Annotated in this window: 17 protein-coding genes; 9 read left to right on the forward strand and 8 right to left on the reverse strand. The window is 44.3% G+C overall.

Translation table 11 applies throughout. The features are described from left to right. Positions 1–19 precede the first annotated feature (19 nt). A complete protein-coding gene (locus ABEW32_RS02505; protein ID WP_430184394.1) occupies positions 20–907 on the reverse strand; it encodes a LysR family transcriptional regulator in 888 nt (295 codons plus the stop codon). Positions 908–1066: 159 nt separating this feature from the next. Here ABEW32_RS02505 and ABEW32_RS02510 point away from each other — a divergent pair, with 159 nt between their 5' ends. Beyond that, complete coding sequence (locus tag ABEW32_RS02510; RefSeq protein WP_430184396.1) at positions 1067–1807, forward strand: SDR family NAD(P)-dependent oxidoreductase; 741 nt, start codon at positions 1067–1069, stop codon at positions 1805–1807. A gap of 60 nt (positions 1808–1867) precedes the next feature. On the opposite strand, the gene ABEW32_RS02515 is transcribed toward ABEW32_RS02510, so the two are convergent. Continuing rightward, positions 1868–2383 (reverse strand): DUF2798 domain-containing protein, encoded by a 516-nt coding sequence (locus ABEW32_RS02515; protein ID WP_430184678.1) that lies wholly within the window; start codon positions 2381–2383, stop codon positions 1868–1870. Between the two features lie 154 nt (positions 2384–2537). Then, the gene (locus ABEW32_RS02520) at positions 2538–2888 is read right to left on the reverse strand and encodes a winged helix-turn-helix transcriptional regulator (RefSeq protein ID WP_064962804.1); all 351 of its coding nucleotides are present in this window, start codon (positions 2886–2888) and stop codon (positions 2538–2540) included. Positions 2889–3051: 163 nt separating this feature from the next. Here ABEW32_RS02520 and ABEW32_RS02525 point away from each other — a divergent pair, with 163 nt between their 5' ends. Together ABEW32_RS02525 and ABEW32_RS02530 are read left to right on the forward strand one after the other, a co-directional pair. Next, positions 3052–3603: an NAD(P)H-dependent oxidoreductase gene (locus ABEW32_RS02525; protein ID WP_430184398.1), complete on the forward strand. Its 552-nt coding sequence runs from the start codon at positions 3052–3054 to the stop codon at positions 3601–3603. Positions 3604–3634: 31 nt separating this feature from the next. Next, positions 3635–4345 (forward strand): SDR family oxidoreductase, encoded by a 711-nt coding sequence (locus tag ABEW32_RS02530; RefSeq protein ID WP_430184400.1) that lies wholly within the window; start codon positions 3635–3637, stop codon positions 4343–4345. Positions 4346–4458: 113 nt separating this feature from the next. On the opposite strand, the gene ABEW32_RS02535 is transcribed toward ABEW32_RS02530, so the two are convergent. Beyond that, the gene (locus ABEW32_RS02535) at positions 4459–5241 is read right to left on the reverse strand and encodes a YheC/YheD family protein (RefSeq protein WP_430184402.1); all 783 of its coding nucleotides are present in this window, start codon (positions 5239–5241) and stop codon (positions 4459–4461) included. Between the two features lie 230 nt (positions 5242–5471). Between ABEW32_RS02535 and ABEW32_RS02540 the strand changes: the two genes are divergently transcribed. The 4 genes from ABEW32_RS02540 to ABEW32_RS02555 all read left to right on the forward strand — a co-directional run bounded on the left by ABEW32_RS02540 (position 5472) and on the right by ABEW32_RS02555 (position 8073). After that, entirely contained in the window at positions 5472–6017 is a 546-nt protein-coding gene (locus tag ABEW32_RS02540) for a glutathione peroxidase (RefSeq protein WP_430184404.1), read from the forward strand. A 134-nt stretch (positions 6018–6151) separates the two neighbouring features. Then, positions 6152–6730: a TetR/AcrR family transcriptional regulator gene (locus tag ABEW32_RS02545; RefSeq protein ID WP_430184406.1), complete on the forward strand. Its 579-nt coding sequence runs from the start codon at positions 6152–6154 to the stop codon at positions 6728–6730. A 29-nt stretch (positions 6731–6759) separates the two neighbouring features. After that, entirely contained in the window at positions 6760–7500 is a 741-nt protein-coding gene (locus ABEW32_RS02550; protein WP_430184408.1) for an SDR family oxidoreductase, read from the forward strand. Between the two features lie 36 nt (positions 7501–7536). Next, a complete protein-coding gene (locus ABEW32_RS02555; RefSeq protein WP_430184410.1) occupies positions 7537–8073 on the forward strand; it encodes a Crp/Fnr family transcriptional regulator in 537 nt (178 codons plus the stop codon). Here the strand turns inward: ABEW32_RS02555 and ABEW32_RS02560 are convergent. The 4 genes from ABEW32_RS02560 to ABEW32_RS02575 all read right to left on the reverse strand — a co-directional run bounded on the left by ABEW32_RS02560 (position 8006) and on the right by ABEW32_RS02575 (position 10738). Beyond that, positions 8006–8527, reverse strand: coding sequence for a DinB family protein (locus ABEW32_RS02560; protein ID WP_430184412.1), 522 nt, complete (start codon positions 8525–8527; stop codon positions 8006–8008). The two genes, ABEW32_RS02555 and ABEW32_RS02560, sit on opposite strands and share 68 nt — an antisense overlap. A 64-nt stretch (positions 8528–8591) precedes the next feature. Further along, positions 8592–9536, reverse strand: a complete 945-nt coding sequence (locus tag ABEW32_RS02565; RefSeq protein WP_430184414.1) for a helix-turn-helix transcriptional regulator — start codon at positions 9534–9536, stop codon at positions 8592–8594. 109 nt (positions 9537–9645) lie between these two features. Further along, positions 9646–10002 (reverse strand): nucleotide excision repair endonuclease, encoded by a 357-nt coding sequence (locus ABEW32_RS02570; protein ID WP_430184416.1) that lies wholly within the window; start codon positions 10000–10002, stop codon positions 9646–9648. Positions 10003–10072: 70 nt separating this feature from the next. Then, a complete protein-coding gene (locus ABEW32_RS02575) occupies positions 10073–10738 on the reverse strand; it encodes a ferric reductase-like transmembrane domain-containing protein (RefSeq protein WP_430184418.1) in 666 nt (221 codons plus the stop codon). Between the two features lie 156 nt (positions 10739–10894). Between ABEW32_RS02575 and ABEW32_RS02580 the strand changes: the two genes are divergently transcribed. Together ABEW32_RS02580 and ABEW32_RS02585 are read left to right on the forward strand one after the other, a co-directional pair. Further along, the gene (locus ABEW32_RS02580; protein ID WP_430184420.1) at positions 10895–12433 is read left to right on the forward strand and encodes an FAD-dependent oxidoreductase; all 1539 of its coding nucleotides are present in this window, start codon (positions 10895–10897) and stop codon (positions 12431–12433) included. A 74-nt stretch (positions 12434–12507) separates the two neighbouring features. Beyond that, the gene (locus tag ABEW32_RS02585; protein WP_430184422.1) at positions 12508–12759 is read left to right on the forward strand and encodes a spore gernimation protein GerQ; all 252 of its coding nucleotides are present in this window, start codon (positions 12508–12510) and stop codon (positions 12757–12759) included. Positions 12760–12783 lie beyond the last annotated feature (24 nt).

Consider the following 12783-nt stretch of genomic DNA (forward strand, 5'->3'; position numbering starts at 1 on the left):
TCGGTTTGATATCGTATGCTCAGGACAATTGTCCAAGCTCCTTTTTTAACACAGAATATAGCTTTGAGCTTGCCAGCTTCAGCGGTGCCTCGGTTGCTTTACACAGAAGACCAAGGGTCATATCGATCAGGCTGCCGCTTAATTCCCTGACCACTGTTCCTGCCGGGACAGGATCGACCAGAATTTGTGGCACCAGGGCAATCCCCAATTCGCATTCCACATAAGATTTCAGTGCTGTCATGCTGCCAATTTCCATCGTGTCTAGCATGGTTATTCCATGTTCCTTCATGACCATTTCAAGTTTGCGCCGATAAGGACAGATAGACGACGTAATAAGTAGTCGGTGCCCTTGTAAATCTACAGGTTCAATGTACTCCTTTTGTGCAAGAGGGTGCTGTTCAGGCATCAAAACTACAAAGTTCTCCTTAAATAAAGGTTCAAAATATAGCGCTGAGCCCAAATCCGGAGCAGAGCATAATGCGATGTCCACATCCCCTTGGAGAATACGCTCGCTTAATGTAGGGGTATTCCCAAACTCCACAGAAACCCGAATGAGAGGATAATGGGTTAAAAATTGTTTTAAAATTTCAGGTAGACGATAACTGGCAGTTGGTTCGGTCACTCCTATACGAATGTCACCTGCGGTTCCCCTTTGCAGGTTCTCCATATTTTCCTGCAATTGCTCCATATCTTTTACAATGTGCAGACTTTGTTCATAAAACATCCTGCCTGCTGCAGTTAGCTTTATTTTCTTGCCCCGTTCAATCAGTTGAACTCCTAGATCGGATTCCAGCTTCTGTATTTGCATCGTCACGGTGGATTGTACATAATTCAGCGCTTCCGCTGCACGCATAAAACTCCCGTAATTCACAATCATCTGAAATGTTTTAAGTGCTTTAATATCCATTCTCTTACTCCCAAGTCGCTTGTTTAATTCAATTTTATTGAATTCAAAATTCATTTAATTCAATTATACAAAATATAATACATTCTCTACAATGATCTATATCAGTTTGTATTATTTGGGTCACACAAAACTAGCGAGTTGGATAAGGAGCGAATATACATGAATTTATATCAAAAAGTAGCACTGGTTACAGGTGGCGGCACAGGAATTGGGAGAGCGATATGTATGGAGCTGGCGGACCGAAAGACTACAGTCGTCGTAAACTATTCCCGCTCTAAAGACGATGCAGAGGAAACTGTACGTAGGATACTTGAGCAGGGAGGACGTGCAATTGCATTACAAGCAGATGTTTCCCGAGATCAGGAAGTTCGAGCGATGATCGAGCAGATTGTTCAGCAATACGGCACAGTTGATGTGCTGGTGAATAACGCCAGCATTACACATCATATTCCGATGGACGATCTAGAGGCCGTTACAGAAGAAGTGTGGAATGATCTCTTGGATGTCAATGTGAAGGGCATGTTTTACTGTGCCAGAGCTGTAGCTCCTTATATGAAGCATAGTCAACAAGGAGCTATCGTCAATCTGGGGAGTATAGCTGGACATACAGGGCTAGGTTCCTCACTACCCTATGCAGTATCCAAAGCAGCCGTCCACGGGCTGACCAAGTCGTTAGCACGTTCACTGGCACCTGATATTCGAGTTAATTGTATCGTGCCAGGCGCGGTGGCGACCAGATGGTGGGCAGGTAGGGAAGAACAAATGAAACAACTGGCTCCTCATCTGCTGCTACAGCGCATTTCCACGCCTGAAGATATTGCCAGCATGGTCTGCTCTGCCCTCGAACAGGAAGCCATGACAGGCCAGATGATTACGGTAGACAGCGGACAAACGCTATAAAGATGCTGAGCTTCTAGGTAAAAAACAAGCCGCCTTCTTAGGCAGAAGGTGGCTGTTGAGCTATCGTATACCGTCGTTAACTACGTTTTTGCCTAATGATGTTCCCACACTTGTACCCTTCACAAATTTAACAAATAAATAGCGAACAAGTGGCCCTACAATGCAGAGCTGTAGAGGAAGAGCAAACACAATATTCTTAACAACTAAAGACAAGTAATTTTTAAATAATGAGCCTCCCGAAAGACTATTAAAAAAGTAAGCCGTTCCCAAACCATAAAGTGACATACTAAGAACCATACCCATGACCATACAACATGAAAGGGATAGAATTACAAATATCTTTTTGGTTTTGTCGTACGGTAATGAGAAGGCTATCTTCTTGGCTACGGGACCGACAATACATAATTCCAATACGAAAGCAGTAATAAAACATAAAATAAATTGAAGAAGCATTGCTTTTAGAGATATGGTGCCAATCAAGCCATTTGTATATAGATTATACAATGTCATGAAAACGACCATCCCCAAGCACATCATTAAACCAAAATAAAAATTTTCTTTCTTCGTTGTTGGCAATTCCATCGTCCCTTCTTTTGCTTTGCTAATTATATAAATAGTCCAACCCCTCACATAAGTGAACAATCTGTGAACGCTTCGATAAGTACCTGCTTCAGAACACAAAAAAGGCATCGTTCATTCAACGATACCTTGCATGTTTCAGTTATATTCCTCAATGATCTGCTTTTAAATCTAAGCCAAATCTCTTCAGCTCAATAAAAATACCTTCCAGGCGCTTCCCTTTTTCCGTTAACGAATATTCAACCCGCGGGGGAACCTCCGGATAAACCTTTCTTTCTAATAGACCGTTGTCTTCGAGCTCCCTTAGGCGCAGAGAAAGCGTCTTGGGACTAATTCCTTTCATGGATTTCTGAAGCTGGCTGAATCTCAGTGTTCCTTCGATCAGAAGGTCACGAATAATTAAAAAGGTCCATTTGGTTCCGATTAAATCAAGCGTTTGGGCAATAGGGCACGGCTGACCTGGTATTCCTTTCGTCAATTCAATAGGTTCTGGGACATGCATAGGAACTCCCTCCACAAAAAAATCTTCTAAACCCAATGGTATCACAATAGTTCCCTTTAGGAAACTATATGAATTAAATATCACTACTTCCATAAATGAACTTAATACATATACAATATCGTCGTAGCCAATAACGTTTTCTCTACTACGAGGAGGTGAAGAGTTGAAAAATATATTAATCATTAATGGTCACCAAAAGTATGACTCTTCTGAAGGAAATCTGAACCAAACATTGATGGACCATATGGTGCGTCTCTTAAGCGAAGAGAACAAAGTTAAGACAACGTCTGTTCAGAATGGTTATACCATCAGCGAGGAACAGGAAAAATTTATCTGGTCGGATGTGGTCATTTACCAAACACCTATCTATTGGTTCAGTGTTCCTGGATTATTAAAAACCTATATGGATGAGGTCTATGCTTACGGTGTATTCTTTACGGGTTCTCGCACATATGGGAGCGGAGGTTTATTAACCAACAAGAAATATATGTTCTCGACGACCTGGAATGCTCCAGAAAAAGCTTTTAATGATCCAACTCAATTTTTTAAGGGCAATGGCCTAGAGGCGGCACTCCGTCATTTGCATTCTGCACATGCATTTCTCGGTATGGAGCCCTTAAAAAGCTTTGCATGCTACGACGTCATTAAAAACCCAAATATATCTCAGTTTATTACTGATCTCGCAGTTCATTTGAAAGGCGTATTCCAAGAGTAACAAATCCAGCTAAACTATAGGAGGGATTCATTTGCAAAACCAAAAGATTGTGATTATAGGTGGAAGTTCAGGCATTGGTTTAGAAACAGCTAAGCAAATCATTTCGTTAGGAGGAGAAGTGATTATTGCCAGCCGCTCGGAAGGTAAATTGCACAAGGCCAAAGAGATGCTGGGCCCTCGTGCAACAATATATGTGCTGGACACGACAGATAAGCAGCAGGTAAAGTCTTTCTTCGAAAAAGTGGGCTCCTATGACCATCTTGTAGTGAGCGCAGCAGAAACATCAGGTGGATCATTCCTTCAATCGGAAACGACAGATGCCCGCAAACTATTCGAAAATAAGTTCTGGGGCCAGTATTATGCAGCTAAATATGGGTCCTCCCAACTCTCAACCCAAGGTTCCATTACCTTATTTTCAGGAGTGGTGGCATACAAACCGATGGTTGGGTCCTCAGCGCTTGGGGCTGTGAATGCAGCAGTTTCGAATCTTGGTCAGACTTTGGCGTTAGAGCTTGCTCCTATTCGCGTGAATGTCGTCTCCCCTGGCATTATTGATACACCTTCCCGCAGTAAAATGCCTGAAAACACGCGTAATCAATTCTATGGTACGGTGGCGAATAGGCTTCCTGTGAAACGAGTTGGACTTGCGGAGGATGTGGCACGAGGCGTACTTTATTTGATTGAAAATCAGTTTGTGACCGGGACAGTCCTCCATGTGGATGGCGGGCACATTTTAACATAAAAGCTTTGGCTAAGATCGATCAGTCATACAACAAAAGGAGGAGAACGCTCCCGCACCTCTGCTTGGGCATTCTCCTCCTTATCTTATTCATAATTGATTTAAAACACTTTATTCTAATGACGCTGAATACGACGTTTGTTTCTCAAAATGTTGCGAATCATCTTATGATTAGGGAGCTGCCTGAATAACATATGTCCTGGATGCGGATTGGCCTCAATAATCCAGATTTGGCCGCTCTTCTCAATAGCAAGATCGATGCCCAGCTCGCGAACCGGATGATTTTTATCAATCGTGTCGGCAATGATTCTAGAAAGCTCAATGACCTGGTCCAAAATCTCTTTCATTTTCGCTCTGTCATTTTTAAAAACCCTTAAAAGCACTTTGGACAACGGCGCCGCATGTCCTCCCTTCCGATAGTTGGTAACGACCTTTTGAGGTGCAGCGACACGGCCAGTTATCCCTGAAATGACCCATTCCGATTCCGGCTTCTGCATATACACTCTGGCATCAAAAATCGAACCTTTGTACTTGGCTAACTTGAGTCCTTGCTGTACCAAATAACGACGATGAGGTCTCCGGTAGCTTCTAATGGCTCTTCTTACGGCGTGGGATCTAACAACTTTGCGACTGGAGCCGCAACGAACCTCATATCTCCTCCCTACCTTTTTCGCACGTATGATGCCGGTTCCTCCACTCCCATAATTAGGCTTGATGAACACTGTGCGATAAGTATCCAGCATCCGTAAAGTCCTTGCATTCGTAATCCAGCGGGTTTCAGGCAAGTGCGAGCATAAAATGGGATGTTGTTGCATTTCCTTGTATTGAATCATCTTTCCAATGGGCACGAATATCCCTCGATTCTGTTGGGTTTTTGCACACACTACATGAATATGCATCTATATTCTATCTTGGTAACGGCGAATGCCACAGTTTGCTATGGAAGAGGCAAATCTCCTATTTTCTCTACGCCAAGTCTTCTTTGATTTCAAGAGAGAGAGATGAACAGTGTGTTTTTACATGACGTGATTATTGCAAATACCTATAAATTTGATTCCAATAATATATTGGACCAATAACAACTCTAGATATATGATGTATTAAAAATAACACGAGGAGGAACGATAACGTGTCTGTTTATGATTTTCAAGCAACCTCAATTAACGGGAATCTGATTGAATTGTCAGACTATAGAGGTAAGGTTCTCCTTATTGTAAACACTGCCAGCATGTGTAGCTTCTCCAGCCAATTCACTGATCTGCAAAAGCTTTATGAAAGACGGAGGGAACAAGGTTTTGAAATCCTTGCTTTTCCTTGTAACCAATTCAATGGAAAAGAGCCGGGTAGCAATTCGGAGGTTCAGGGAATTTGTCAAATTAAGCATGGAGTAACCTTCCCACTATTTGAGAAGACGGACGTAAGAGGCTCATCCCTTCATCCTTTATTTCAGTATCTGACCCAACAGGCACCGTTTCAAGGCTTCGATACCCCTACCAAAGACGGCCAATGGATGGACGATTTCTTGCAGGAGAAATATCCAGAAATATACGTTGGCGACGGTATCAAGTGGAACTTTTCCAAATTCCTGATTGATCGCGACGGCTATGTAACAGCCAGATTTGAAGTAACAACGCCAATCTGTACTATTGATCCTGTCATCGAATCGCTATTGTAGTTTTCCTGGTCACTTCTTTAGATTCTTTTAAAAAAAGAGTATCAAATGACAAAAACGCATATTTGTCATTTGATACTCTTTGTGTTATCCTGACCTCAAGGAGGTGACTCACACGGTAACCCTACCGTGTCTCTATGGAAAAATCCTCAGATATTCTGACCAAGGAACAGATTCTTATTGCGACAGAAGACACACTTAGACGTTTTGGTGTAGCCAAAAGCTCCGTGACTGATGTTGCCAAAGTGTTAGGAGTTAGTCACGGCACCATTTACCGACACTTTAAAAGTAAAGCCGAGCTTCTTGAAGGTGTGACCGAGAAATGGCTAGATGAAAAGATTATTAATCCGTTAACGGAGATATGTCAGGATTCCTCTGTGCTGGGAACACCGCATTTAAAACGATATATACAGACCTTGGTCGAACTTAAACAGTATTATGCCCGTGATGACGAGGAAATGTTCGAGATGTATACCCGAGTTACCGAGCAAGCTGCGGATTTAATCGACCAGCATATCACCCACATTGTGGATCAGCTCACTGATATTATTGTGCGCGGTGGCATCACAGCAGATCAACCGACCCAGCTGGCGCGTACGCTTTTCTATGCCACAGCTCGTTTTCATCATCCCGCTCATGCTTACGAATGGAAGAGCCCGGTGATTGATCAGGAGTTCTCGGAAGTGTGGATGCTTTTAGAAAAAGGAATCTCTTAAAAAATATTAGGAAAGAGGGATTAGCACTTATGAAGCATTTGGAAGGGAAAATAGCAATTATCACTGGCTCCTCCAGAGGAATTGGACGTGCCATTGCCGAGCAGCTTGCTGATCTAGGTGCTAGTGTAGTCGTCAATTATGCCAACAGTCCGGACAGAGCTAAAGAAGTGGTAGCGGGCATTTCTCAAAAAGGCGGAAAGGCCATAGCTCTCCATGCTGACCTGAGCAAGCTGAGCGATATTGAAGCCTTATTTACAAATACGATTGCTGAATTCGGTAGAGTGGATATTCTGGTTAATAACGCCGGGCTGATGATTACCCAGCCGGTGGCTGAGGTGACCGAAGCTGATTTTGACCAACAATTCGCACTGAACGTAAAGGGTACCTTCTTTGCCTGTCAGCAAGCGATGAAATATATGGAGAACTGTGGGAGAATTGTGAATCTGTCCACGTCTGTGATCGGACAAATGTTCCCAGCTTATAGCGTATATGCAGGTACGAAAGGCGCGGTGGAGCAGTTTACCCGTCAGCTGGCGAAAGAGTTCGGAAGCAGACAAATTACAATTAATGCGGTGGCTCCCGGCCCTGTCAACACAGAGCTTTTTCAAGCAGGAAAAACAGAGCAGCAGATCGAAGGCTTGAAGAAAATGAATGCTATGGGACGTCTCGGTGAACCGGAAGATATCGCTGATGTGATTGAGTTTCTGGTCAGCGCTAAATCGCAATGGGTTACCGGGCAGACGATCCGCGTCAATGGCGGGTTCATCTAAAAGCTGGAATACATGAAATGGAGGCTATACACGTTCATGATATTACACAAAGGCGAGACCTTATTTCGACAAGGGGAAACTGGCCCTTTATATCACTTAAAGAGCGGCTTGTTAAAAATTATCCGAGTCCATGAGGACGGCTCGCAAATTTTAGTTAATGTAATTGTGCCCGATGAGACCATCCCGCACCACTCCCTTATCAGTCCCAATCCCTATTATGGTACCGCGATGGCGCTGGTCACCTCTGAGGTTGAGGTGCTGTCGCAAAAAGAATGGTACCTGAAGCTGGAGCAAGACCCGGCTCAATGCCGGGCAATCGCTTTGCAGCTACAGGATAAGCTGCGCATGATGCAGCAACGAATTGACCAGCTCACGGAGGTATCGCCTGCCGAGAAGCTTCGGAAGCTTCAACGCTGGTTCCACTCCTACATCGCACCCGCTACGTTAACAGACGTACTGACGCAGGAGGAAATCGGACAGTTCATCGGGCTACGCCGGGAGACGATTAACCGGCTATTGCGTGCTTCAGGCGCTCCATCTGCGAAAGATGGTGACGATAATGCATCTCGATGAGTCTAAACCACTCTCCCGCATTCAACGCGCCAAATCCGGGATGAGGAGAAGTAGACGACCCTGTTGATTTCTCAACGGTTGGCTCAACCTCTCTCATTTTACGGATCACCACGTTTAATCCCTCTACAATCTCTTCTTTGCTTGTCGGTTGGGGGGGAGTATACTGCGGAGATGGTGGGACTTGGATACGTATGGGTGGATAGCTTCCCAAGTTAAATGCAGTTGTGCCCGCCTCCGTTTTAGTCCCTTTTTCCCCATTAGACTGTAGACAAAGCTCTATGTTCCTAAGATGCATATAAAGAGCAGAGTTCACCAAATGAAGATACATTTGTCCAAGCGACCATTGTCCCTCCTGTGGTGTGTACTGCAATTGCTCCAGGGTAAAGCTGTCCAATTCAACAAGATAGTGCTGTGCCGTTTCTTCAAAACGCTGCAATGTTTCACTTGTATTCATATAGTAAATGCCCCTCTCTATCAAAGTAGCTTTACTATACAAAAATGCTACTGACAGCATTATGTCAGTAGCATTTTAGCATTTTTTCCACTTCCGCACGGACGCGCTTGCGAAGAGATTCAGGCTCCACCACCACCACATCTGCGCCCCACCCAAGTATCCATGACAGTATTTCCTCTGGGTGTCTAACACGGAGAAACACATGGATTCCATCCTCACGCTCCTCCATGGACTCCATATAAAAATGGTTTGCTTCCTTTATTTTATCTACAATACCCGAACGGGCCTGGATGTGAACATTTACATGGCGATCATCGGTTTGCTTATAATCCTGCAAATTAAAATCATGAGGCAGCTGATAATTGTCCTCCAGCATGATCAGCTCGTCCATACGGGACAAACGGAAATGGCGCAGCTGGTGCCGCAATTCGCATTGCCCAATCAAAACCCATGAACCATGAAGCAGTACAAGACCATAGGGTGCAACCACACGCACACTTTGGCGATTCCCATCAGCCTCTGGCAATTTTTTGGAGTAGCCAAACCGAACCTTCCGTTTATTTAGTACAGCGAGGCGCAGCGTTTCCAAATACGTTTTCTCTCTAGGATCTGTCCCTTTACCCACCGCCAGCAGTCTAATGGTCGTCCGCACCTGAGAAACTTCCCTGCGGACGTCCTCTGGTAAAATAGCTTCGATTTTCCTACGTGAAGCCTGTGCTTTAATGCCATAGTCTGTATCAAATTTTTGTTCGACAAAATCTGTCCCGATTAGCAGCGCAACAGCTTCCTCTACAGTAAAGCTTACAGGGGGCAAGAAGTACCCCTCCATCAGGGAATATCCGATACCCGGTGCTCCTACAATCGGCACGCCCGATTCGCTGAGAGCCTGAATATCTCGATAGATGGTTCTCACACTTGTTTCAAAAATCGCCGCTAAATCCTCGGCCCGTAAAATATCCTTACGTTGTAACTCTAGCAAGATGGCCAGCATCCGGTCGGTTTTGTTCATACTACATCGCTCCGTCTTTAACAGGATCTGCGTGCACGAATATAAAAGAGCAATAAGGGCAGTGCACCACTGCGGCTTATTGCTCTTTTATCATAAAGCAGTTGCTTCTTTATTTAAAAAACACCTTTTCCACGTTATATTTGGCCTTTTGCGAATTGATGATGTAGGTTTCATAAATTTCACGATCTACCGCATCCTCCACAATACAGACCTCAATAATCGCCACTTCGTTCCGATAAGCCTTGATCGGAGACACGTTATCTTCAAAATGCTTTTTGATTCTTGGTCTTAGCTTTCTTGCTTTACCAACGAACAGCAATTCCTCCTGTGCGTTGTAGAACATAAAGATACCAGCCTTATCTCTAGGGATTAGGTGGAAATCTGTAAAACCATAAATATGGCTGAGCTCAGGGTTAACCTGTTTGGTAATTGTGATATCCGGAATTGGAATCGTAATATTAATCACTGTGTCACTTCCTCATTCTATATAGGTGTAAATATTACCACAAAGATGAAGGTAACACCATTCCATAAAATTATAGAGTGTCCCCCGGTACAGGCTTCATCGTTCTCTTCGCCATTCTGTCGAGTGCCCAGACAAGTCCCCCCACGGCAAGAGTGGCGATGACCGCCATAATTGCGGTTCCGCCGACATGCAGTAGCAGCACGGGAACCCACAGCAGTCCGAGTATACGATGGATGGTTCGCATCCACTTGTTACGTACTTTATTAATATAGAAGCCGTACCCGGAGATAGCCAGTATAATAGCAAAGGCCGCCAGTCCGGAAAAGGTTTTGTGATCTTGGAATTTGGTAATCAAGAAATAGACACCGTGAATGACAATAAGAAGCAAGGTCACCCAACCCAGCAGTTTATGCAGAGAGTGAAACAACTTCCCGACCTTTCGAACCAACATTGACGGTGATCTCAGCTTCTTCTTAAACCAGAACCAAGAGAAAGTGGCTGCCCCAAAGAATACGGAGATGGTTCCCAAGGTTTTAAATATTTCCCCATTGCCCCCGCCTCCTTTTCCACCAGGGTGTCCGCCCATGTGCCCTGGTACATTGCCTCCCGGAGGTCGCATGCCAGGCTTGCCGCCGGAAACCGAGGACATGTAGTAATAGTAGATTACGAGTAGAGCTGCTACCGTAACTGCGATGATTGCCGGAATCCAAACCGTCTTTTTCATTTTCTTTTTCATTCGTTATGCATCCTCCCCGGGAAAATTGCCTTGATTGTACCCGGTCAAGCTGAAAATAAGATTAAAGTTGGCTGAAAGTATTCCTTTTCAGAGTATATAAAATCTTACAATGATAACAATGTATACATAAATTGTAATCAAAGAGGTGTTTGAAAAATGAAACAAGATGAAAATCATGTCACCTTTCCGCAATTTCCAGAATCCTATTGGTTAGCTTCAACTGACATCCCCAGTTTTCCCAAGCTCAGTGAAGATATTCAGGTAGATGTTGCCATTGTAGGTGCAGGGATCACTGGGATTACCACTGCTTATTTACTTTCTAAAAAAGGACTAAACGTCGCAGTCGTGGATGCAGGGCGGATACTTCATGGAACGACGGGCCACACAACCGCCAAAATTACCGCTCAGCATGATTTGATCTACAGCGAGTTTCTCTCGCATTTTGGCAAGGAGAAAACCCGGCTCTATTACGAAGCCAACCGCGATGCTCTTCAATTTATCAGAGAAACGGTAGACGAGTATCATATTGATTGCCAATTTACAGAAGAAGATGCCTACGTTTATACATGTGCTGATACGTATGTAGAAAAAGTCGCCGACGAATATAAAGCTTACAAGGAGCTTGGCATCCCAGGGCGTTATGTCGAACAAACGCCTCTGCCCTTTTCAACTAAAGCGGCTGTTATGATGGAAAATCAAGCTCAGTTCAATCCGATTCCTTTCTTAAGGTATTTGGCAAATCAAGTCATCCGCCAAGGCGGGAAGATTTATGAGCAAACCACTGTTGTTGGTGTAGGTCAAGGAACTCCCTCCATTATTAATACAAGCGACGGATATAAGATTACCTGCAGCCATGTCGTATCCTGCTCTCATTTTCCGTTCAATGATCCCAACAGTCTTTATTTTGCGCGATTGCATGCCGAGCGGTCTTATGTACTCGCGGTCAAGACGGACAAAGCCTATCCGGGTGGTATGTACCTAAGTGCGGAAAACCCAAAACGTTCGCTTCGCTCCGTACGAATCAACGGTGAACCGATAGTCATCATCGGTGGCGAAGGCCACAAAACAGGGCAAGGAATCTGCACATTTCAGTACTATGAAGCTTTAGAAAAATTCGCAGAGCAAACCTTTGGATTAAAGGAAATCACCTATCGCTGGTCGGCCCAAGACTTGTATTCGTTAGACAAGCTCCCTTATATCGGGCAGGAACTATCCGATGCTCCTAACATCCTCGTGGCTACGGGCTATAGAAAATGGGGGATGACCACAAGTGTCGCAGCGGCTTTATTAAATACGAATCTGATTACCAAAAAGGAGAGCCCGTATCAGGAACTTTTCTCCCCTTCAAGATTTCATGCAGACCCTGACATTAAAACATTTGTAACCCAAAATGCGAATGTGGCGAAACACTTGATCGCCGGGAAGCTCGAAATCAGCTATAAAAAAGCTGAAGAACTCCAGCAAGACGAAGGGGCAGTCGTCCGGGTGAATGGCAAAAGAGCAGGCGCTTACCGAGACTCACAAGGAACACTACATCTAGTGGACACAACATGCACTCATTTGGGCTGCGAAGTCGATTGGAACGAGGCAGAAAGAACATGGGATTGCCCCTGTCATGGCTCACGCTTCTCATATCATGGCGAAGTAATTGAAGGACCTGCCAAAAAATCACTTGGCAAGGTTGAAGCCGAATAGCACGATCTTTTCGGAATAAACCTAGTGACGCTGGACAACATACCTGTGAGATACATAAAAAGAAAGGAGATCCTATGATAAGCCAACAGCCTACATTAGCGGCGCACGAGTCCCTAGAAATCCACGAAGCGCTTAACTTCAAAACGTTATGTTTAGCCAAGTCCAAATTAATGCAAGGCCTCGTATTCGATCAGGAGCTAAAGGATTTAATGGAAAAAGATGTGCAGCAATCTATACAGGCTATTGCCGATTTGCAGGCAATCTATGCTAGAGCACCGTTTCAAACGGCTGTTCCTGACTTCCGCCCAACACCAATTTTAAATTGAGGTGAATGATGTGACGTCTAACCA

The sequence above is a fragment of the Paenibacillus jamilae genome, from assembly GCF_050482105.1.
Lineage (GTDB): Bacteria > Bacillota > Bacilli > Paenibacillales > Paenibacillaceae > Paenibacillus > Paenibacillus jamilae_B.

What these genes read in the sequence shown, in the direction of transcription:
- ABEW32_RS02505 (WP_430184394.1), bottom strand. Translation starts at nt 907, where the DNA reads ATGGATATTAAAGCACTTAAAACATTTCAGATGATTGTGAATTACGGG.
- ABEW32_RS02510 (WP_430184396.1), top strand. Translation starts at nt 1,067, where the DNA reads ATGAATTTATATCAAAAAGTAGCACTGGTTACAGGTGGCGGCACAGGA.
- ABEW32_RS02520 (WP_064962804.1), bottom strand. Translation starts at nt 2,888, where the DNA reads ATGCATGTCCCAGAACCTATTGAATTGACGAAAGGAATACCAGGTCAG.
- ABEW32_RS02535 (WP_430184402.1), bottom strand. Translation starts at nt 5,241, where the DNA reads ATGCATATTCATGTAGTGTGTGCAAAAACCCAACAGAATCGAGGGATA.
- ABEW32_RS02545 (WP_430184406.1), top strand. Translation starts at nt 6,152, where the DNA reads ATGGAAAAATCCTCAGATATTCTGACCAAGGAACAGATTCTTATTGCG.
- ABEW32_RS02550 (WP_430184408.1), top strand. Translation starts at nt 6,760, where the DNA reads ATGAAGCATTTGGAAGGGAAAATAGCAATTATCACTGGCTCCTCCAGA.
- ABEW32_RS02555 (WP_430184410.1), top strand. Translation starts at nt 7,537, where the DNA reads ATGATATTACACAAAGGCGAGACCTTATTTCGACAAGGGGAAACTGGC.
- ABEW32_RS02560 (WP_430184412.1), bottom strand. Translation starts at nt 8,527, where the DNA reads ATGAATACAAGTGAAACATTGCAGCGTTTTGAAGAAACGGCACAGCAC.
- ABEW32_RS02565 (WP_430184414.1), bottom strand. Translation starts at nt 9,536, where the DNA reads ATGAACAAAACCGACCGGATGCTGGCCATCTTGCTAGAGTTACAACGT.
- ABEW32_RS02575 (WP_430184418.1), bottom strand. Translation starts at nt 10,738, where the DNA reads ATGAAAAAGAAAATGAAAAAGACGGTTTGGATTCCGGCAATCATCGCA.
- ABEW32_RS02580 (WP_430184420.1), top strand. Translation starts at nt 10,895, where the DNA reads ATGAAACAAGATGAAAATCATGTCACCTTTCCGCAATTTCCAGAATCC.
- ABEW32_RS02585 (WP_430184422.1), top strand. Translation starts at nt 12,508, where the DNA reads ATGATAAGCCAACAGCCTACATTAGCGGCGCACGAGTCCCTAGAAATC.